General features: G+C 71.1%; 15 protein-coding genes and 1 tRNA gene. 6 read left to right on the top strand and 10 right to left on the bottom strand.

The features are described 5' to 3' along the window. Window position 1 precedes the first annotated feature (1 nt). Window positions 2-3076 carry a type I restriction endonuclease subunit R gene (locus KM933_RS29045; RefSeq protein WP_221357620.1) on the top strand — a complete coding sequence of 1025 codons (3075 nt, stop codon included), beginning with the start codon at window positions 2-4 and terminating at the stop codon, window positions 3074-3076. Between the two features lie 115 nt (window positions 3077-3191). Here KM933_RS29045 and KM933_RS29040 read toward each other — a convergent pair. Then, window positions 3192-4393, bottom strand: a protein-coding gene (locus KM933_RS29040) for an IS3 family transposase (RefSeq protein ID WP_430727381.1) whose coding sequence is annotated in 2 segments (ribosomal slippage) — window positions 3192-4108 and window positions 4108-4393 — 1203 coding nt in all. Because the reading frame shifts where the segments join, the coding sequence is not laid out codon by codon here. Window positions 4394-4631: 238 nt separating this feature from the next. Beyond that, window positions 4632-4706, bottom strand: a tRNA-Val gene (locus KM933_RS29035). A 212-nt stretch (window positions 4707-4918) separates the two neighbouring features. Here KM933_RS29035 and KM933_RS29030 point away from each other — a divergent pair. Both KM933_RS29030 and KM933_RS29025 read left to right on the top strand, forming a co-directional pair. Beyond that, complete coding sequence (locus tag KM933_RS29030) at window positions 4919-5719, top strand: DUF4097 family beta strand repeat-containing protein (RefSeq protein WP_221357618.1); 801 nt, start codon at window positions 4919-4921, stop codon at window positions 5717-5719. 82 nt (window positions 5720-5801) lie between these two features. Further along, window positions 5802-7247 (top strand): coiled-coil domain-containing protein, encoded by a 1446-nt coding sequence (locus KM933_RS29025; protein ID WP_221357617.1) that lies wholly within the window; start codon window positions 5802-5804, stop codon window positions 7245-7247. 137 nt (window positions 7248-7384) lie between these two features. On the opposite strand, the gene KM933_RS29020 is transcribed toward KM933_RS29025, so the two are convergent. Continuing rightward, on the bottom strand, window positions 7385-7750 hold the full coding sequence (locus KM933_RS29020; RefSeq protein WP_221357612.1) for a hypothetical protein: 366 nt from the start codon (window positions 7748-7750) through the stop codon (window positions 7385-7387). An 86-nt stretch (window positions 7751-7836) separates the two neighbouring features. On the opposite strand from KM933_RS29020, the gene KM933_RS29015 reads away from it, so the two are divergent. Further along, window positions 7837-8073, top strand: coding sequence for a DUF2277 domain-containing protein (locus KM933_RS29015; RefSeq protein ID WP_221357610.1), 237 nt, complete (start codon window positions 7837-7839; stop codon window positions 8071-8073). 354 nt (window positions 8074-8427) lie between these two features. On the opposite strand, the gene KM933_RS29010 is transcribed toward KM933_RS29015, so the two are convergent. From KM933_RS29010 to KM933_RS28985, 6 genes are all read right to left on the bottom strand, one after another. Next, on the bottom strand, window positions 8428-9114 hold the full coding sequence (locus tag KM933_RS29010; RefSeq protein WP_221357609.1) for a DedA family protein: 687 nt from the start codon (window positions 9112-9114) through the stop codon (window positions 8428-8430). A gap of 154 nt (window positions 9115-9268) precedes the next feature. Then, a complete protein-coding gene (locus tag KM933_RS29005) occupies window positions 9269-9424 on the bottom strand; it encodes a hypothetical protein (RefSeq protein WP_221357608.1) in 156 nt (51 codons plus the stop codon). Between the two features lie 97 nt (window positions 9425-9521). Next, window positions 9522-9974, bottom strand: coding sequence for a DoxX family protein (locus KM933_RS29000; protein WP_221357607.1), 453 nt, complete (start codon window positions 9972-9974; stop codon window positions 9522-9524). An 80-nt stretch (window positions 9975-10054) separates the two neighbouring features. Further along, window positions 10055-11989 carry an FAD/NAD(P)-binding protein gene (locus KM933_RS28995; RefSeq protein ID WP_221357670.1) on the bottom strand — a complete coding sequence of 645 codons (1935 nt, stop codon included), beginning with the start codon at window positions 11987-11989 and terminating at the stop codon, window positions 10055-10057. Window positions 11990-12453: 464 nt separating this feature from the next. Beyond that, on the bottom strand, window positions 12454-14217 hold the full coding sequence (locus KM933_RS28990; protein ID WP_221357603.1) for an alkaline phosphatase D family protein: 1764 nt from the start codon (window positions 14215-14217) through the stop codon (window positions 12454-12456). Between the two features lie 164 nt (window positions 14218-14381). Further along, entirely contained in the window at window positions 14382-15026 is a 645-nt protein-coding gene (locus KM933_RS28985; protein WP_221357593.1) for an HNH endonuclease family protein, read from the bottom strand. Window positions 15027-15534: 508 nt separating this feature from the next. Between KM933_RS28985 and KM933_RS28980 the strand changes: the two genes are divergently transcribed. Further along, entirely contained in the window at window positions 15535-16209 is a 675-nt protein-coding gene (locus tag KM933_RS28980) for an HAD family hydrolase (RefSeq protein ID WP_221357591.1), read from the top strand. Window positions 16210-16389: 180 nt separating this feature from the next. Here KM933_RS28980 and KM933_RS40375 read toward each other — a convergent pair whose 3' ends face one another. Next, the gene (locus KM933_RS40375; RefSeq protein WP_221357590.1) at window positions 16390-17655 is read right to left on the bottom strand and encodes a peptidoglycan-binding domain-containing protein; all 1266 of its coding nucleotides are present in this window, start codon (window positions 17653-17655) and stop codon (window positions 16390-16392) included. Window positions 17656-17820: 165 nt separating this feature from the next. Here KM933_RS40375 and KM933_RS28970 point away from each other — a divergent pair, with 165 nt between their 5' ends. Beyond that, a complete protein-coding gene (locus KM933_RS28970; RefSeq protein WP_260334309.1) occupies window positions 17821-19875 on the top strand; it encodes an MDR family MFS transporter in 2055 nt (684 codons plus the stop codon). Window positions 19876-20075 lie beyond the last annotated feature (200 nt).

The raw sequence follows: 20075 nt of genomic DNA, 5'->3' as shown, positions 1-20075 counted from the left end.
CATGGGGTGGACGGAAGCGAGCACGATCCAGCGTTCACTGCTTGAGTGGGCGGAGGAGGCTGGCTGGGAGCGTCTCCAAGGGGATGAGTTGCCGCGCGATGAGCATGACGTCATCGTCGAGGACTGGGCACGCGAAGCGTTGCTCGCGCTGAACCCGGAGCTGGTCGACGACCCTGAGTCGGCAGACCTCATTCTGCATGAGCTCAATCAGGCTGTCCTCGATGCGCACAACGGTCTCGTTGCGGTCAACGAGCGGCTGACCGTGATGCTTCGTGGCGATCACTCGTTCACGACGATCGACGGTAGGCATGTGCCTCGTCGGCTGATCGACTTCAAAGACCTCAATAACAACCGCTTCACTGTCGCTGACGAGATCACCATCAACGGTGCGGCCAAGCCGCGCCGGTTCGACGTCGTCTACTACGTCAACGGGTTCCCGCTGGTCGTTGCCGAGACCAAGACGCCTGTGAAGCATCAGGTCTCATGGGTCAACGCCGCGAAGGACCTTCACGACGTGTACGAGGAGGAATACCCGAACTTCTTCGCGACGAACGTCTTCAACGTTGCCACCGAGGGCCTGGAGTTCCGCATGGCTCCGATCCGTGCGGTCCCGGACCCCGACTCCGAGATCTGGGCCCCGTGGGGGTCCACTGAGGACGACCCCAAAACCGTCACGGGCCCGGCTCGAGTCGAGCGGGCTGCGCGCTTACTGCTGCAGCCGGAGACGATCCTGCCGATCCTCAAGGACTTGGTGATGTTTCGTCACGCTCGGGACGCCTCCGAGGTCGACATCAAGTTCTTGCCTCGTTACCCGCAGTTCGAGGCGGCTCTGGCGATCCACGCCAAGGTGCTCGCAGGCCGTCCTGGCGGACTGATCTGGCATCACCAGGGATCGGGCAAGACCGAACTTATGGCGTTCGCCGCCGCCCGTTTGCTGCGCGATGACGCGGTGACAGGGAAGTTCGGGAGCGCGCCGACGGTCATCGTGATCGCCGACCGTAAGGATCTGGTCCGGCAGACGGCGGAGATGTTCGAGACTGCTGGCATGCCGCGGATATTGGTGCCCCGCAACCGGCGGGAGCTGCACGCTCTGCTGCGTAGCGGTGAGCCCGGTGTGGTCATCACGACGGTGCACAAGTTCGCTGAGGCTGGCCATCTCAACAACCGGTCGAACATCGTGGTCCTCGTTGACGAGGCGCACCGCTCGCAGGAGGGGAAGTTCGGCGATGCGTGGCGCGCAGCTGTGCCGAACGCGAAGTTTTTCGGTGCGACGGGTACTGCGGTCGAGGACAAGGACCGTTCGACGTTCAAGCTGTTCGGCGACCCTGACGACCCGGACTTTGTGATGTCGCGGTACACGCCGGAGCAGTCCATTGCCGATGGGTTCACCAAGCCAGTGATCGTGGAGGGCCGGTCTGTCGGGTTCAACCTCGACAAGGAAGCCTTGGATGAGGCCTTCGACGAGCTGGCCACGGAGGAGGGCCTGGACGAGGAGGAGAAGGTCTTCCTGTCGGGGAAGGCTTCTCACATTGAGACGATCCTCTCCAACCCCGAGCGCGTGGCTGCTGTGTGTGCCGATATTGTCGACCACTTCCTTACTTATGTCGCGCCTCTGGGGCAGAAGGCTCAGGTCGTGGCCTACAACCAGCGCCTTGTGATCGCGTACACCAGGGCCATCGAGGCCGAGCTGGAGAGCCGTGCTGCAGTCATGCCGGATGGACGACTCCGTGAGGTCGGTGTGGTGATGCACGTCGCCGACAGCAAGGAGACCCCCAAGGAGCACAAGAAGTACCTGCTCACAGCGGAGCAGGAAGAGGCGCTTAAGCGCCGCTTCAAGAAGGTCGATGACCCGATGTCGTTCATCGTCGTCACCGCGAAGTGGATGACCGGCTTCAACGCACCCATCGAGGGCGTGCTGTATCTCGACAAGCCCGCCAAGGACACGAACCTGTTCCAGACGATCACGCGGCCCAACCGTCCGTGGAAGAACCCTGTCACCGGTCAGCGCAAGGACTTCGGGCGGGTCGTCGACTACATCGGCCTCGCGAGGGCGATCGGCAAGGCTGTCGCCGGCCCGAAGGTGAAGGACGATGAAGAGAACGAGCTCAACGTCACCGACGCCTCCAAGCTAGCGGGGAAGTTCGTCGCCGACCTCACGCGTCTGCTCCATCTTTTCAACGGCATTGACACCAGTGACTCGTCATTCGAGTCGCTCGCCGAGGCCCATGAGCGGATCCCCGAGGGCGGCGCGCAGCGCACCGAGTTCATCGAGACCTACATCGCGTTGCAGACGGTGTGGGAGTTCCTCGACCCGCACCCGATGCTCCAGCCATTCAAGGGGCAGTACTTCTGGCTCGCGAAGGTGTACGAGTCGATCCGGCCCAGGGATGTCTCCAAGACTTTCCTCTGGGCACGTCTCGGCGCGAAGACCACTGACCTGATTCACGGTCACATGACCGATGTGGGCGTGAAGTCAATGCCGTCGAAGACAGTCACGCTCGACGCTGCCGGCCTGGCGCTGGTGAAGAAGATCGCCGAGCAGCTGAAGCTCTCCGAGCAGCAGACGCCGGAGTCGAAAGCCGGTGACGTGTACCAGGAGGTCCTCGACTCCATCGAGGCACGCCTCAGGCGTCGGCCTGCCGATGCTGAGAGCCCGGCGTACCGGTCGCTGGCGGAGCGGATCGCGAAGCTCCGTGCCAAGGCGATTGAGAACGTCGAGGACTCGCTGGCGTTCCTTGAGGAAGCGCTGAAGATCGCTCAGGACGTGGTCGCCGCGGACCGGGCAGCGGAACAGGGTGACCAGGGAGCGCTCGACCAGCTGGCCGATCCGAAGCGTGGGGCGCTCACTCAGATCGTCGCGGAGAACACACCGCCCGGGCTGCACAAGATCGTCCCCGACATAGCCTCGCGGATCGACTCGATCGTCGTCGAGGTCGTCTATGCCGGTTGGAGCGCCAGCGACGCGGGCGACAAACGCGTCCGTCGCGAGCTGCGTTCCGTCCTGAAGGAGTACAGCTTGCCAATCAAGGGCGAGCTGTTCGACCGAACGTACGAGTACGTGCGGGAGAACTATTGAACGACGTCACGACCAGGACCATCACAAAGATTGAGCAAGTGCTGGGACCGAGAATGGAGTTGAAGTGACTCTGCTTGGAAAATGTGGGGTCTTGACCCACATTCCTGAACACGGGTTATGCGGCTTCGGCCAGCGTAGTTGGTGTTGTGCGGAGGGCTCGCTCGTAGGTGATCGGGCTGCGGTGGCCGAGGCGGGAATGGCGTCGGACGTTGTTGTAGCGGTGCAGCCAGCGGAAGAGGTCCAGATGGGCTTCGAGCTCGGTGTCCCAGGCCCGGCGGCCTTGGAGAATCTCCCGCTTGCAGGTCGCGTTGAAGGACTCGGCGAGTGCGTTGTCCGCGCTGGAGCCGATCGCGCCCATGGACTGGGTGACGCCGGCCTTGCGGCAGGCGTCGGCGAAGGCCCGGCTGCAGTACTGGGCTCCATGATCGCTGTGAAAAACGGCTCCGGTGAGGCTGCCGCGGGTCCGTTCGGCCGCGTGCAGGGCGTCGATGACAAGGTCGGCCCGCATGTGGTCGGCGACCGCCCATCCCGCCAGGCGCCGTGAGGCGAGGTCGATCACGGTGGCCAGATAGCGGAACTTCCCGCCGGCCAGCGGAAGGTAGGTGATGTCGCCGACGTACTTGGTGTTCGCCTGGTCCGCGGTGAAGTCGCGGCCGATCAGGTCCGGAATCTTCGCCGCGGCCGGGTCGGAGACGGTGGTGCGGTGTCGGCGGCGCAGGCGGAGCCCGGCCAGCCCGATCGTCTTCATGACCCGGGCGATGCGTTTGTGGTTCACCACCTCGCCGTTCTCCCGGAGCTCGGCGGTGATCCTGGGGACGCCGTAGGTGCCCTCCGAAGCCCGGTGAACCGTGCGTATCCGGGCAGCGAGCTGTGCGTCGGCGGTCTGGCGGGCCGCCCTTGCGGATGTCGTCCTGCGCCAGTAGTAGAAGCTGGAGCGGGCGATGCCCATGATGGTGCACAGCCGCTTCACGCCGTAGCGGCGCTGATGGTCGGCGACGAACTGGAAGCGGTTCACCAGCGCGTCTCCCCGGCGAAATATTTCGCCTCCTTCCGCAGGATCTCACGCTCTTCCTCCAGTTCGCGGACCTTCTTCCGCAGAGCGGCGTTCTCCGACTCCAGCGGCGTCGGCGGCTCGGCAGGCACCTCCGCCCGGTGCCCCCGGGACCGGCTCGCACCGGCCGCTCGGACCCAGTTCCGCAGGGTCTCGGGGTTGATCCCCAAATCGGCGGCGACCTGCCTGATAGTCGCCTCGGGCCGCGACTCATACAGCGCGATCGCGTCTGCCTTGAACTGCGGCGGATAGTTCTTCATGACCACGAGATGTCCGTTCTCAGATCCTCAGAATCCAGTGTCTCGTGTGTCCAGGATCAAGGGTCAAGGCCCGTGATCACCAGATCGCCGACTACGTCGACGGGCAGATCCGGAAGGTCAAGCGGCCCCCGCAGGATCCTTCTGGCACGTAAGTGGCACGGCGGCGAGAAGCCGTCGGGAACGATCAAGGCCCAGGTCTCCGGCTGCACACCGGTTGACCTGGGCCTCAGTCGTGTCCTGGACCTGGTGGGCGCGGACGGTTTCGAACCGCCGACATCCGCCTTGTAAGGGCGGCGCTCTACCACTGAGCTACGCGCCCTGGACGAGTCGACAGCCTACATTGCCCGGGGCGGTGCCCCGCAAACCCGTTCCCGGCGGTCGGGGCGGGGGCCGGAGCAGGGGATGCGGGGGTTTACCCCACCCCGTATCCGGGAGCGGCCCGGATCCCCCGGCCGGGAGCGGATCCGTACGGTCGAAGTGTGTCCGGGGCGCGGTGCGGGGCCGCGGACGGTCGACGAGGGGGTCCCGGTCATGAGTGGTCGTCAGCGTTCCAGGAACAGTGCGGGCAGGGGGCGGCGGAGGTTTCCGGCCGTCGTCGGAGTGGGCGTGGTCGCGGTCGCGCTGGGGCTCCTCGCCTCCGGGTGCGGGAACAGCGCCGAGGACGACACCGAGCCGGAGAAGCGGTCGTTCACGCTGAGCGGCCGGGCGCTGACCGTCGACTCCGACGGCTCGGCGCTCGAACTCGTCGTGGGTGACGTCGGGAAGGTGCAGGTCACCCGGTGGTTCAAGGCCGACGTCGTACTCGGTGAGGATCCCGGGATCACCTGGGCGATGAAGGACGGCACCCTCAAGCTCCGCACGCACTGCGCGGGCGTGGTCGCCGACTGCTCCGCCAAGCACCGGATCGTGGTCCCGCGCGGCGTCGCCCTCACCGTCGAGGAACGGGACGGCGGGGTGCGGGCCACCGGCTTCGAGGAGGCGCTCGACATCCGGGCGAGCGACGGATCCGTCCGCGTCGAGGACGCCTCCGGACCCCTGACCCTGCGGACCGCGGACGGCTCGGTCCATGCGAGCGGCATCGGTTCCCGGCGCGTCGACGTGCGCACCGAGGACGGCTCGGCCCGCCTGGAATTCGCCTCCGTCCCGGACCAGGTCTCGGCGCGCGGCAAGGACGGCTCGCTCACCATCGGGCTGCCCGACGCCGCGTACAAGGTGACGGCCGGGGCCCGGGACGGCTCCGTGGACGTGTCGGTGCCCCGTGACGAGGACAGCCCTCATGTGGTGTCCGCGCACACCGAGGACGGCAAAGTCACCGTGCGTACGGCGAACTAACCGACCCGTGTGTTCGTCCTTACCTGGTGGGAGAATGTAACGGGACCACCGGGCGGGACGGATCACAGCACGGGAGAGGGAAGTGACGGCGACACCTTCGCAGCCGTACACACCGTTTGTGCCATGCGCGCGGCAAGTGTCCCGCCCCCGTGCCGGGTTCCGGCCCGCGGGCGCCCGTGGTGCCGGCCGTGACCTGCTCGCCCTCGTCCTCCTCCCGCTTCCGCTGCTCGCGCTCACCCTGCCCGCCGCCTTCGCGGGCGGCGGCACCCGGCGGTGGTTCGGCGGGCGCTCCGAGAGCCAGCGGGCCGAGGCGCAGGCGGCCAAGGACGCCGCCGCGGCCGCCTTCTACGAACTCGACACGGCGCAGCGCGACCTGCGCATCTCGATCGAGACCATCACCGCCGTCGACGACACCCCGCCCGCCCGGCGCGCGGTCGCCGACTTCGAGGCGCTCGGCCGGCGCATCGACGAGGCCAGCCTCACGTACATCGGCGCCGTGGACGCCCACGACCTCGACCGCGACGACCTGGAGGCATCCGCCGCCGCCCGCGCGCGCACGGAACTCACCCGGGCGAAGGACGAGCTGACCCGGGTCAAGCAGGAGCTGGACCGGTTCGAACAGGGGCTCGGTCCGCTCCTCGGCAAGGCCGAGAACCAGCTGGCCCGCCTCGCTCCCGCCGTCGAGCGCGCCCGCCAGGCCCTGCTCGCCGCGTCGAACGCGCTGGACGCCGTACGGGGCACGGGGCTCAAGGCCGACGACCTGGCCGCCCGCCTCGCCGCGCTCGCCCCCGAACTGACCAGGCTCAACCAGGGCGCCGGGCAGCACGGCGTGCCGGAGACGCTGGAGCGCGCCGACCGGGTCGCCCGGGACGCCGGAGCCGTCCGCGCGGAGGCCGAGCGGCTGCCGGAGCGGGCCACCGAGATCGACCGCCGCCTCGTCTCGTTGCGTACCCGCGCCCAGGCGCTCACCACCCGGTCCGGGCAGGTGGACCCGGTGCTCAGCGAGTTGCGGCGGCGGTTCACGGCCGCGTGCTGGCAGGACCTCCAGCACGTGCCCGACCAGGCCGCGGAGGCCGTCCGGCAGGCCGAGCGGAAGCTGGCGGAGGCGCGGACCGCCCGCGAGGAGCAGCGCTGGGCGGACGCGACGGCCCTGCTGTCCACGGTCCGCGCGCTGCTGAACACGACCGACGAGGCGGTGTCCGCGGCCGGCGACCGGCTGCGGCGGCTGAACGAGGTGTCGAAGGACCCGCAGCGGGAGATCGAACGCACGCGGTTCGCTATCCGGGACGCGCAGCGCCTCGCCATGGCCGGCCGCGACATCCCCGAGCCCCGGCACGCGCGTCCGCTCGACGACTCGGTCACTCGCCTGGAGCGCGCGATCGGGACGCTGGAGGGACGGCACCCGGACTACTGGCACTTCCTGACCGAGCTGGAGACCGTACGGGCGACGGTCGGCGGTGTGGTCTCCCGGATCCGGGAAGAGCGCGGGGCCGGAGCCGCCGGAGCCGCCGGAGCCGCGGGCGCCTGATCCCGGCGAGGGCGTGACCGGCAGGGGCGGCTGGGGAGCCTCCCTGTGTGGAATCTCCTGTACGGACGCCCCTGTACCCCCTTGTGCGGACGCGCCCCTGTGCGGACGCCCCTGTGCGGACTCCCTACGAGGGCTCCCTACGAGGGCTCCTGTCCCTCCTCCGGCTCGCGGACCCGCTCCGCCTCCCGTACGTGCTTCAGGGTCATCCGGGCGTCCACCTTCTCCGCTGCCGTGACCTCCGACCAGAAGCGGTGGCCGGTCACGAAGACCGCCAGCTCGCGTTCGCGCTGCCGGAGCTTCTCCACCTCGGCCTGTTCGTCGGGCGTCCAGCCGGGGGAGGCGGGACGCTCCACCTTGCGCCAGCCGTGGTCGTCACTGAAGCCGTCCAGGGGTTCGACCGACCAGGGAAGCCGCTTCAGCAGGGCCAGCAGTTCGGCCCGGACCTGGTGCAACTCCTCCTGACCGGACAGGAGATCGCTCGGGAAGTCATAGGTCGCAGCCACCCGGCAATGGTACGCCTGTTCGATTTTGTGATGCGAGTCGATCGGGGACTTCACGCGATGTCGGTGGCGCGCGCAAGACTGGGCGCATGTGCCGCAGCATCAAGACACTCCGACCGCCCGTCCTGCCCGAAGAGGCCACCGAGGAGGACATCCGCGCAGCCGCTCTCCAGTACGTCCGCAAGGTTTCGGGTTTCCGTGCCCCGGCTGCCCACAACCGCGAGGTGTTCGACCGCGCGGTCGAGGCGGTCACGCAGGCCACGGCCGAGTTGCTGGCCGGGCTGGAGGTCCGCGGCCGGACCGCCCCGTCGCACCGGGAGGACTGACCCTCCCGGTCTGCCCGACGGACCGGTCTGCCCTGCGGACCGGCTTGTTCGGCACGCCGGTCCGCCCGGTGCGTCGGGCGGACGGGCCGCCCGGTGCGTCGGGCGGACGGGCCGCCCGGTGCGTCGGGCGGACGGGCCGCCCGGTCCGTCGGGCGGACGGGCCGCCCGGTCCGTCGGATGGGCCGCGCCGCCCGGTGGAAGGGACCGGCCACTTCCCCGAGGCGGGCGCGGACGAGGAGGCCGTGCACACGGGTGTTCCGTGCGTCGCGCCCCGGAAGCGTGTTCCGGAAACGTGTCCTGGTCTGCCCGGACTCGGGCGTCCAGGCTCAGGCGTCCGGACTCGGACGCTCCTGCTCAGACGCCCGTACCCGTGCCGGTCCCCGGCACGGGTACGGGCACGGTGACCGGTACCGGTACCGGCACCGCCGCCGGTGACGGGCGGCGCATCAGATAGGCCGCCCCCGCCCCCGCTCCGAACAGCGCCACCAGCGAGATGCCCGAGGCCAGCCAGCTCGCGCCCAGCCACTGGCCGCCGAAGTAGCCGAGGGCCACGCTGTACGCCGCCCACGCGAGGCCCGCCAGGATCGACCAGGGCAGGAACTCGCGGACGCGCCGGTGCGCGGCGCCCGCGGCGAGCGAGACGATCGAGCGGCCGGCGGGTGCGAAGCGGGCCAGGACGACCAGGGCGCCGCCGCCCCGCGAGAGGGCCGCGCCGAGACGTTCCTGCGCGCCGGTCAGACGGCGCGAGCGGGCGATCGCGCGGTCCAGTCGCGCTCCGCCGCGCCGGGCCAGCCGGTACGCCACCAGGTCGCCGAGGACCGAGGCCGTCGCGGCCGAGAGGATCAGGGAGAGGATGTCCGGCACGTGCTGGACCGCCGCCCCGGTGCCCGCCGCGGCCGCCGTCGCCGCCGTGATGACCAGGACGCCGCTCGGCAGCACCGGCAGGAAGACGTCGAACAGGACCGACAGCGCCACCACGGCGTAGATCCATTGGCTGTAGATCCAAGGGGTGCCGGACAGCGACCCCACACTCTCAAGCACCGAAACTCCCCTGTGTCTCCCCCGTGGGCCCCGACCGTGCCGTGATACCGCGGTGTCGCGGGGGAGCGGCAGGAGCGGCCTGTGACAGCCACAGAGCGTACGCCCCGGGACCGACAGCGGATCCACAGGGGGCCGGGTGCTCGCCGCCCCTTGTTCACCCGGTCGCCACCTCCGGCCGCGCCGCTTCCCCGGATTCCTCGAACTCCTCGAACTCCTCGGGCTCCTCGGGGCGGCCCGGTGAGTCCCGGGGGCAGCCCGGCGGTTCACGGGGACGGGCCGCGGCGGTCCAGGGGGCGGGCCGGTGGTTCACGAGGACCGCCCGGTGGTCCTCCGGGGCGGGTCCGGTGACGCTACGGCGCCCGTTCCCCCGGTGGGAGCGGGCGCCGTCGTCGTACGTACGCCGCGCGTCAGGCGGTGACCGGTTCCGAGGGCCGCTTCTCCCCGGCAGGCGTGGACAGGCGGCCGGGCAGGAAGCGGTCGAGGCCGAACGCGCCCGAGCCGGTGAAGACGAGCAGGAACATCGACCAGCAGTACATGGCCGCACCCTCCCCGTTGTTCTCGATCGGCCACAGCGCCTCGGGCTGGTGGACCTTGAAGTACGCGTAGGCCATCGCGCCCGAGGAGATGAACGCGGCGATGCGCGTGCCCAGGCCGAGCAGGACCAGGGTGCCGCCGACGAGCTCGATGACGGCCGCGTACCAGTTGGGCCAGGCCCCGGTCTCGACGGTCGCGCCCTTGCCGTCCACGCCGCCGAGGACGCCGAGCAGCGCCACGGCCCCGTGGCAGGCGAAGAGCAGGCCGATGACGATGCGGAACAGACCGATGGCATACGGCTGGGCGCTGTTGAGGCGTCCGGTCATGTGAGGGAACTCCTTCGGCTTGAATACGGTCCTGGGACCGGTGGGGACGTGACCGAATGGGTGCTCTACGTTATGTCTGCCTATTCAATGCTTGCAAGTTCAACTTTTGGCCACGGTTTTTCCCCGGCGGCGGATCCGGTACCCGGTTCCGTCCCGCGCCCCGCCTGCGCGGCAGCCGTCCGCAGCACCGCCCGGGCCACCGCGTCGGTGTCCGACAGGGTGACCGAGTCCACACCCGGCCGGGCCCCGGCGGCGGTCACCCAGTGGACGCCTTCCGTGGGCACCCCGATCGCGAACCGCCGCGCGTGCGGACGCCCTTGACGGTCAATCAGGTGGTAAGGGCGTTGTGTCACATCCAGCCCCCCGGTTTCGTAACCGTCCACCGTGTGCGGGCGGCACTGGCCCGTCCTCAGCAGCCGGGCCAGCAGCGCGTCGGCGGTCCGCCGCAGGTCCGGTTCGGGCAACCGGGCCTCGACGAGGGTGGTCGCCGTCACGGTCGAGCCGGGCACGTCGGGGGAGTGCGCCACCCAGACCCCGCCCTCCGCCCGCACCTCAAGCCGGGGACCGAGGACCTCCAGCACCCCCGCCTCGATCAGCGCGGCCATCTCCTCGATACGGCGCCGGGGCGGGCCGATGGACAGGAACGCGTTGAGCGGGGTGTACCAGCGGTCCAGGTGGTCACGGCGCGACGGGCCGGCGAGCCCGCCGTGGTCGACGATCTGCCGCAGCTCGTTGCGCAGGTCGCGCAGTACGTCGAGAGCCGCCTTGAGGGGTCCCTCGACATTGCCGAGCGCGGCCTGTTCGGCGTCCTTGCGCAGATGGCCGAGCAGCCAGCCCCGGAAGTCCCCGGGACCGGTGAAGACGCGTTCCCCGTACGGGTGCGACACGCGGTCCCAGGACCAGCGCTCGGCCTCCGGAACCCCGAAACCGTCCAGTACGGCCGCCTCCCGCGGGTCCCGGTGCGGTACGGCGAGGAACCGCGCACGGAAGCGGCGCGCGTCCGCGCCGGCGCGCGTCAGCAGCGTCTCGTAGTAGACGGTCTCGACCTCCTTCGCCACCAGCGGCCATATCTCCGTGAGGAAGTCCGGCGCGTCGCCCGAGTCCGCGCGCTTGCGGAAACCCGCGATGGTCTCCGGGGTCAGCAGGAGCGGGACGTGACGGCCGTAAGGGCCCTTCGCGTTGTCGCCGCGCGCCTGGTACGGGATGCCGCGGCGGGAGCCGGCCACCAGCCGTGGCTCGCGGCCCGAGGGGAGGTAGCGCAGGCCGTCCGCGGTGCGCGTGAAGCGGCCGCCGCGGGCCGTCGTCAGCAGGGCCATGTGGTCGAAGAAGTTGAGACCCAGACCGCGCAGCAGGACGGTCTCGCCCGGGGCCACGGGGGAGAGGTCGAGGTCCGCCGGGTTGGCGGGCGGGACATGGCGCAGACCGTGGCGCCCGGCGTACGCGGACAGGCGTTCCTGTGCCCGGTCGGGGACCGTCGGCAGGTGGCCCTGGGCGAGGACGACGGCCGACAGGCCCGCCAGGACGCGCCCGTTGTCGAGTAAGAGGGTCTGGTGGCCGTCGGCCGGACCGTCGAGGCGCACCGCACGCGCCCGGTGCGTCTCGATCCGCAGGGCGGGCGGCGCCCCACGGACCACCTCGCCGAAGACCCATTCCAGGTAATGGCCGTACTGGGCGCGGGTCGGGTAGTCGTCCGGGCCCAGACGGCCGTCGGCCCAGGCGTGCAGCCCGGGTCCGGGGCGGATCGGGCCCGAGCAGTCCACGCTGTCGTCGGTGAAGAGGGTGACCTGGGAGGCCACGGTGTTCATCAGCAGTTCGGCCGGCTGGGCGGTGCGCCAGACACGGCCGGGGCCCGGCGGTGCCGGATCGACGACGTGGACCGTCAGGCGCGTACCGGGGGCGAGGAGTTCGGGCGCGGAGGCGCAGAGGCGTTCCAGCACGCTGGTCCCGCGTGGTCCGGCGCCGACCAGGGCGACGGAGACGTGGTGCTCCGCCGCCGTGGACCCGGTCGGTTCCATCGGCTCCGCCGGGTCCATCGGTTCCGTCGGCTCCGCGGTCGCTGCAGACAAGGGTGTGACTCCCGGACAGGTGGGGCATACGCGGTACGCCGTCTGCTGGAAGCGGACGGTCCGCATCATCATGCCGTCGCGCAGGCCGGGAAACGGCCCCGGACCGGATCAACGGTGCCGGTTGTGGGATGCCTCACGGGACTCTCGGGACGCGTGGGGACCAAGCGCGAATATCGCGGGCAACACGGCTCTACGCGGCGTTACACGGGCAACGTACGCAATAGGCGTATGTCCTGGTCCGGGGGCCCGGAGGCCCGGGGGCCAGTACGGCAACCGCCGCTCGTATGTCCCTGCGCCTGGTCCCCGCAGATCCGTATGTGATCGCCTTCCCCCGTCGCTCCCCGTCGCTCCCCTCCCCGTGGCTCCCTCTCGCTCTCCTGCGCGGCACCCGTCCTCCCCGACCGCGCGAAGCGCTAGCTGAGTTCCGACTCCGAGATCGTCCGCAGCCGGGCCCCGCCGCCCGGCTCCTCGCGTGCGTGGTCGAGCCGCAGCCTGGCCGACCGGCCGCGCAGGGTCAGCGTCATGAGCTGGTTGCCGAACCAGGGGCCCCCGGTCTTGCGCCAGTCGACGGGCGGGGGAGTGACCCGGCCGTGCCGGGCGAGGCGCCGGCCGATGGCCCGGCCCACGCCGCTCCAGCCGAAACGGAAACCGATCTTGATATAGGGCGGGATGGAGTTGTGGACGGGGGAACAGGTCAGCTGGACCACCCGGGCGTCGGGCCCCGGCAGACCCTTCCGCCACACCGGTTCGGCGATGTACGCGTGGTGCACGTCCCCGGACAGCACGCACACCGTCGCCGGTGCCCGGGAGCCCGAACCGGCCTCGGCGATCAGTTCGGCCAGCCGGTCGAAGGACGACGGGAACGCCGCCCAGTGCTCCAGGTCCGCCGCCCGCCGCAGCTTCTCCCCGCGCCGCGCCCAGCGCTCGCCGCGCTCGCCGCGGCACATCGAGGCGTTCCACGCCTCCGCGTCGTGCACGAGGTTGGGGAGCAGCCAGGGCAGTGAGGTCCCGATGAGGAGATGGTCGTACGCACCGGACCCGTCCGGCGCCCGCCCGTCCGAAGCCGGCTCGTCCGGTACCTGCTCGTCCGAAGTCCGCCCGTCCGACGCCTGCTCGTCCGGTACCTGCTCGTCCGAAGCCCGCGCGTCCGGCGCCCGGCCGTCCAGTATCTGTTCGCGCAGCCAGTCCCATTCCTCCGCGTCCAGCATCGAGCGGTCCTGCTCGGCGAGGACGCGGGCGGCGCGGCTGTCGACCATCAGGAGGCGGGTGCGGCCGAAGTCGCGGCGGTAGCTCCAGCGGACCGAGGCCGGATCGGAGTCGGCCCGGGAGGCGAACGAGCGCAGGGCGTCCGTGCCGTCGGGGACGGCGCGGACGGACGCGTACAGGGGGTCCTCGGCGAGGTGGTCGGGGGAGAGGTTGCCGAGGTGCTGGTGGACCCAGTACGACATCAGGCCGCTGAGCACGCGCTCGCGCCACCAGGGGGTGTCCCGCATGTCGGAGACCCATGCCTCGCTGGTGTTCCAGTCGTCGATGACGTCGTGGTCGTCGAAGATCATGCAGCTGGGCACGGTGGAGAGCAGCCAGCGGACCTCGGGATCGAGCCACGACTCGTAGTAGAGGTGCGTGTACTCCTCGTAGTCCGCGACCTCGGCGCCGGGCGGCTCGTCCAGGCCGCGGCGGTCCTCCAGCCAGCGGCGGGTCGACTTGGACACCTCGTCCGCGTACACCTGGTCGCCCAGCAGCAGCAGGACGTCCGGACGCTCGCCCTGCGGGTCCGCCGCGATCCGGGTCGCGAGGGTGTCCAGGGCGTCCGGGCCGACCGGGTCCTTCTCGCCCTCGGGCGGTGAGGCCCAGCGGCAGGAGCCGAAGGCGACCCGGACGGTCTCGTGGTCGTCCACGGGGGTGTGGATGACCGAGGGCGGGAAGCGGGAGTCGGGCAGCGGCCAGACCCGCTCCCCGTCGAGCAGCACCTCGTACGGGGTGGTCGTGCCCGGCGTCAGCCCGGTCACCGGGACCAGGGCGTAGTGGTGGTCCGCGATCTGGAAGGTGCGGGTCTCACCGCCCGTACCGTCCGCGCCGCGCACCTCGGCGGTGCACGGACGGCTCGCCTCGACCCAGACGGTCGCGGACGAGCCGTCGACGTACCTCAGCAATGGACCCAGGCGCAGGCTCGCCACGTGTGATCACCCTCTTCCGTCGTTCCGTACGGTACGGAACGACGGAGGCGGGTGGGGAGATTCCCGGCGAGAGATCGGCCGCGAGTTCGGAAACAGGCCGGGCCGGGCCGCACCACGCCGGGGATCGGGGCGGCCCGGGACGTGCCGCCCCGGGCAGGACCCGGTCAGCAGCCGTTCAGGACCGAGCTGAGCTTGTTCTTCTCCGCGGAGTCGACGGACAGGTCGTAGTAGTACTTCACCTGGACCCAGGCGCGGACGTAGGTGCACGCGTAGGCCGTGCGGGACGGCATCCACTGGGCCGGGTCCTGGTCGCCCTTCGACTGGTTCACGTTGTCCGTGACGGCGATCAGTTGCGGGCGGGTCAGGTCGTTGGCGAATGCCTGGCGCCGCGAGGTGGTCCAGCCGTCGGCGCCGGAGTCCCATGCCTCGGCCAGCGGCACGAGGTGGTCGATGTCGACGTCGGAGGCCGCGGTCCAGGTCGCGCCGTCGTAGACGGAGTACCAGGAGCCGCTGGTGGCCGCGCAGGCAGAACTGGTGACGACGTTCGTGCCGTCGCGCTTCAGGACGGTCTCGCGGGTGTTGCACGTGCCGCTGATCGTGATCCAGTGCGGGAAGAGGTCGCGGTCGTAGCCGGTGCGGTCCTCGGCCGCGACGGTGAGCGAGGCGAGGTAGGTACGGGCGGTGGCGGCGCTGACGGGGGTCGGCAGCGCGGCGGAGGCGGTCGGGCCGTTGAAGAGCCCGAACGTGGCTGCCAGGGCGGTGAGGGCCGCGACCGCACTCAGTCGTCGACGCGCGTAGATACCGGGCATGTGAACTCCCTTTGGGTGGGGGGAAGTCGGCCTGCGGGCAAGGAATGCTCCCGGCGGCCGGTTTCCGGGGGATGTGCGTGAGGTGAGAAGTTAATGACGGGGTCATGACACGGCAAGGTGTCGGGTGGGACTTTCGGATCAGGGCGCGCGCGCCGGCTCCGGAGCCTGGTCTTTTCGACCTCCCGGTCCGGGTGGACCCCGGGTGGACCCCGTCCGAGCCCCGGGCGGGCTCCGTCCGGACCCCGGGCGGGCCCCGGACGGGTGGCGAAGAGGTCGCGCGGGTGGGTGGCGGATCGCCACTTCGTTTTGTACCGTGGAGAAACAAAGTGGTTCCCGTCCGCACCCCCTGACCGGCGGGCGGGACCACCTTGTCCCTCGCCGCCCCGGCCCCCTGCCCGGGGCCGCGGCGCTCTCCCCGACGCTTCGGATCCTCGGCGCGCTCCGGGTCCTCGACGTCCTGTCCTTGCGCTTTTCGCTCTCCCTTTCGTTTCGTTCTTGGAGCCTGCTGATGACGGCCTCGACCGTGCTGACCGCCCGTGCCCTGCTGCTGGACATGGACGGGACCCTCGTCAACTCGGACGCCGTCGTCGAGCGCGTCTGGCGCCGGTGGGCCGACCGGCACGGGCTCGACGGTGACGAGGTCATGAAGGTGGTCCACGGACGGCAGGGGTACGCGTCGATGGCCGTGCTGCTGCCCAGCCGGTCCATGGAGCGGAACTACGCGGACAACGCGCGCATGCTGGCCGAGGAGACCGCGGACATGGACGGGGTCGTGCCCGTCGAAGGGGCCGCGGAGTTCCTCGGTTCGCTGCGGGAGCTGGGGGTGCCGCACGCGCTCGTCACGTCCGCCGACGTGCCGCTGAGCACCGCGCGCATGGAGGCTGCGGGGCTTTCGCTGCCCGGGCTGCGGATCACCGCGGAGTCCGTGGGGGCCAGCAAGCCGGATCCCGAGGGGTTCCTGAAGGGGGCGGCCGAGCTGGGGGTCGCGCCTGAGGAGTGCGTGGTGTTCGAGGACTCAGGAGCGGGGATCGCGGCGGGGCGCTCGGCCGGGATGCGGGTGGTGGGGGTCGGGCCCCGGGCCGGGTTCCACCGGCCGGATGCCGTGGTGCGGGACCTTCGGGGGATTCGGGTCGAGCGAGTGGACGATGTGGCGGGTGGGGGTGTCCGGCTGCACGTGGGGTGAGGCGCGGGTGCGACACGGCGCCGGTGCGTGAGCGGCGCCGACACGTACGTGGACGCGGCGCCGGTACGCAAGCGGGCGAGAGTGCGGGGGGACGTGTCGCGCGGTTCCCGCGTCCCCGGGTGAGTGGGGGATTCGGGTCGGGGGCGCGGGTCCCGCGCCCTTCGCGGCGCCCGCCGTGGCCTAGGGTTCCGATGTCTCTGTTTCGAGGCGTTGGCGGGTCTGTGGGCCGTACGTGCCTTGTTCCCCGTTGATGCCCCTGGTGAACTGGTAATTGCGCACGGCGTTTTCTGTTCGATTGTCGTACGTACCGTCCGCGGTGCCCAGGTAGAGGGCCAACTGCTTGAGCCGCAGCTGCAGTTCGAGGACCTCCGGGCCCTCGTCGCCGCGGCGCAGCGTCACCGGTTCCGCCTTCTCCGGTGGCACGGAGGGCGGTCGGGTGGTGCTCACCGGGTTCTCGGCCGACGGTTCCTGCGACGTGGCCGTCGTCGGGGACGGGGTCGCCGAGGCGCTCGGCGACCCCGAGGCCGACGGCGACGCACTCTCGCTCGCCGACCCGGACGGCGAGGCGGTCGGCGACGCGGACGCCGACCCGGAGCCGGACGGGGACGAGGGCGAGGACGGGGACGGTTCGTCCACGGACGCGTCCGGCACGCTCGCGCGGATGTCGTCAGGGGCGGCGCCGTTGCGCGACGGCGACTCGTACGAGAACAGTCCGCCCGCGAACCCGGCGGCCGCCATCACGACCGCGGTGGCACCGGCGCCCACCAGTACGAGGCGACGCCGACGGCCCGGGTTCTCGGCGCGGTCGGTGCGGGTGGAGAGGGCCGGGTCGCCCGGGAAGTCGAACGGGGCCGAGGGCCGGGTCGGGGACCCGTCCCCGGAGAGCCGGCTGTCCTGCGGGTGCGGCAGCGCGGTGGCGCGGGGCAGCCGCGCCGTCGCGTCGAAGGGGTGGGGGCCCGCGGCGTCCGTACGGGGTGCCCCGTGGTCGCCGCGGTCGCCGGGGGCACCGGGGTCGCCGTGGTCGTCGCCTCCGACACCGGGGGACCCCGGGCCCTCGTGACGGCCCTGGTGCTCGGGTGAGCCCGTGCGGTCGTCGGAGGACGGGTGCTGCCTGGGGAGCGCGAGCGTTCCCCGGGCGTCGGCGTCGGCGTCGGACCCCGGGCGGCCCTCGTGCGTCTCGCGGGTCTCGTGCGCCGCGTGTGTTTCAGCGGCCTCGTGCTCCGGCCCGATCCCGGACTCGGACCCGGTGGGCCCCTCCGTGTGTACTCCCAGGTCCACGTAAGGGCGTATGCGCAGCGGGTCGAAGTCCTCCGCGGCGGCGGCCTCCGCGGAACGGGTCTCCAGGAGTTCGTCCGCCGCTCTGCGGGCACAGTCGCAGGTCGGGGAGCCCCCCGACTCCTTGGGCGCCCCGCATTCAGGACATATGTGACCGCTCCGGTCGCTCACGTGTGGATCCCTCCCGTACGGACTCCAGCGATTATGCAGAGCCCCTCCACACAATCTCCCGGTCACCCCCGGAATCCGGGACGCCTGACCGGATTCAACAGGCCATAACCGGTCACACCGACCAGGATGGAAGAGGAACGGGCTTCTCGTGGCCGGGAGGTTCTCATGGCCGGGAACGCACGCGGCACCACCACCGCCGCCCCGGGGCACCCGGAGCGCGGGGTCCTCGTTTCGATCGGGGCGCTGCTCCTCGGGATGCTCCTCGCCGCGCTCGACCAGACCATCGTGTCGACCGCGCTGCCGACCATCGTCAGCGACCTCGGCGGCCTGGACCACCTGTCGTGGGTCGTCACGGCCTATCTGCTGGCCTCCACGGCCGCCACCCCGCTCTGGGGCAAGCTCGGTGACCAGTACGGACGCAAGAAGCTGTTCCAGATCGCCGTCGTGATCTTCCTGATCGGCTCGGCGCTGTGCGGCCTGGCGCAGGACATGCCTCAGCTGATCGCCTTCCGTGCCCTCCAGGGCCTCGGCGGCGGCGGGCTGATCGTGCTGTCGATGGCGATCGTCGGCGATCTCGTCCCGCCCCGTGAACGAGGGCGCTACCAGGGCCTGTTCGGGGCGGTCTTCGGTACGACCAGCGTCCTCGGCCCGCTGCTGGGCGGCCTGTTCACCGAGCATCTGAGCTGGCGCTGGGTCTTCTACGTCAACCTTCCCGTCGGGGCCGTCGCGCTCGCCGTCATCGCCGCCGTCCTCCACATCCCGGTCCGCTCCCGGCAGCACACGATCGACTACCTCGGTACGTTCCTGATCGCGGCCGTCGCCACCTGCCTGGTCCTCGTCGCCTCGCTCGGAGGCACCACCTGGGCCTGGACCTCGCCGCGGATCATCGGCCTCGCGGTGCTGGGCGTCGTACTGGCCGTGGCGTTCGTGGCCGTCGAACGGCGCGCCGCCGAACCCGTCCTCCCGCTGAAACTGTTCCGCATCCGCACCTTCACCCTCGCCGCGGTGATCAGTTTCGTCGTCGGCTTCGCGATGTTCGGCGCCATGACGTACCTGCCGACGTTCCTCCAGGTCGTCCAGGGTGTCTCGCCCACCATGTCGGGCGTGCACATGCTGCCGACGGTGGCCGGGATCCTGATCTCCTCCACCGTCTCCGGGCAGATCGTCAGCCGTACGGGCCGCTGGAAGGTGTTCCCCGTCGCCGGCACCGCGGTGACCGCCCTGGGCCTGCTGCTCCTGCACCGGCTCGACGTGGACAGCTCCACGGCCGGGATGAGCGCGTCCTTCCTCGTCTTCGGCCTGGGACTCGGACTGGTCATGCAGGTCCTCGTCCTGATCGTGCAGAACGCCGTCCGTTACGAGGACCTGGGCGTCGCGACCTCCGGCGCCACCTTCTTCCGCTCCATCGGCGCCTCGTTCGGGGTCGCCGTCTTCGGCTCGGTCTTCGCGGGCCGGCTGGGCGACCGGCTGAGCGACGTACTCCGGGGCCAGGAACTCCCGGCGGGGCTCGGCGCCGACGCGCTGAAGTCCGACCCGAAGATCATCACCGAGCTGCCGGCCGCGCTCCGGCCGCCCGTCGTCGAGGCGTACGCCACCTCCCTCACGGACGTCTTCCTGTACGCGGCGCCGGTCGCCCTCCTCGGCTTCGTGCTCGCCTGGTTCCTGCGCGAGGACCCGCTGCGGGGGTCGGTGACGGCACCCGACGCGACCCAGACCCTCGCCAGCAACCCCGTGGAACGCTCCTCGTACGACGAGGTGTGCCGCGCGCTGTCCGTGCTCGGCACGCGGGAGGGGCGGCGGCAGACCTACGAGAAGATCACCGCCCGCGCCGGGTACGACCTGCTGCCCGCCGCGAGCTGGCTGCTGCTGCGCATCCGGCGCCACGGGTGGGCCGACCCCACCGCCCTCTCCGAATACAGCGGGGTGCCCCTGCGGGTCGTCATCACGGCCGCGCGCCAGGTGGAGGGACGGCATCTCGCCCTGCGCCGGGGGCACGACCTCGTCCTCACCGAGCAGGGCCACGAGGTGGCCGAGAAGCTGGCCGGGGCCCGTGAGGAGTCCCTCGCCGAACTGCTCGGCGACTGGTGGGGCCCGGACCGGCCGACCGACCTCGTCCGGCTCGTGGCGGACCTCAACGCCGAGCTGTGCGGCTCCGACGCGGAGCGGTCGTACGAGGAGCCGGCCCCGCGACCTGCCCGACGGCCGCGGTCCGTCGGGTGAGGCCCGTCGGCCGCGGTCCGGCGGATGAGACCCGTCGGCCGCAGCCCGGCGAGTGAACGGCGGCCCCCGTCCCGGGGGTCCGCCGGCCCTCGCCCGGCGGGGCGTGCGGGGTGTCGCCTTCCGCCGCCGCGGAAGCGCCGGGGCGCCTGCCGCCTCCTCCCTCGCCACCCTGTCGCCGTCCTGTCGCCGTCCCGTCGCCA

It is taken from the genome of Streptomyces beigongshangae (assembly GCF_019710745.1).
GTDB lineage: Bacteria > Actinomycetota > Actinomycetes > Streptomycetales > Streptomycetaceae > Streptomyces > Streptomyces beigongshangae.
Note: the sequence above shows the minus strand (reverse complement) of the source record. Positions and strands in the feature narration are given on the sequence as shown.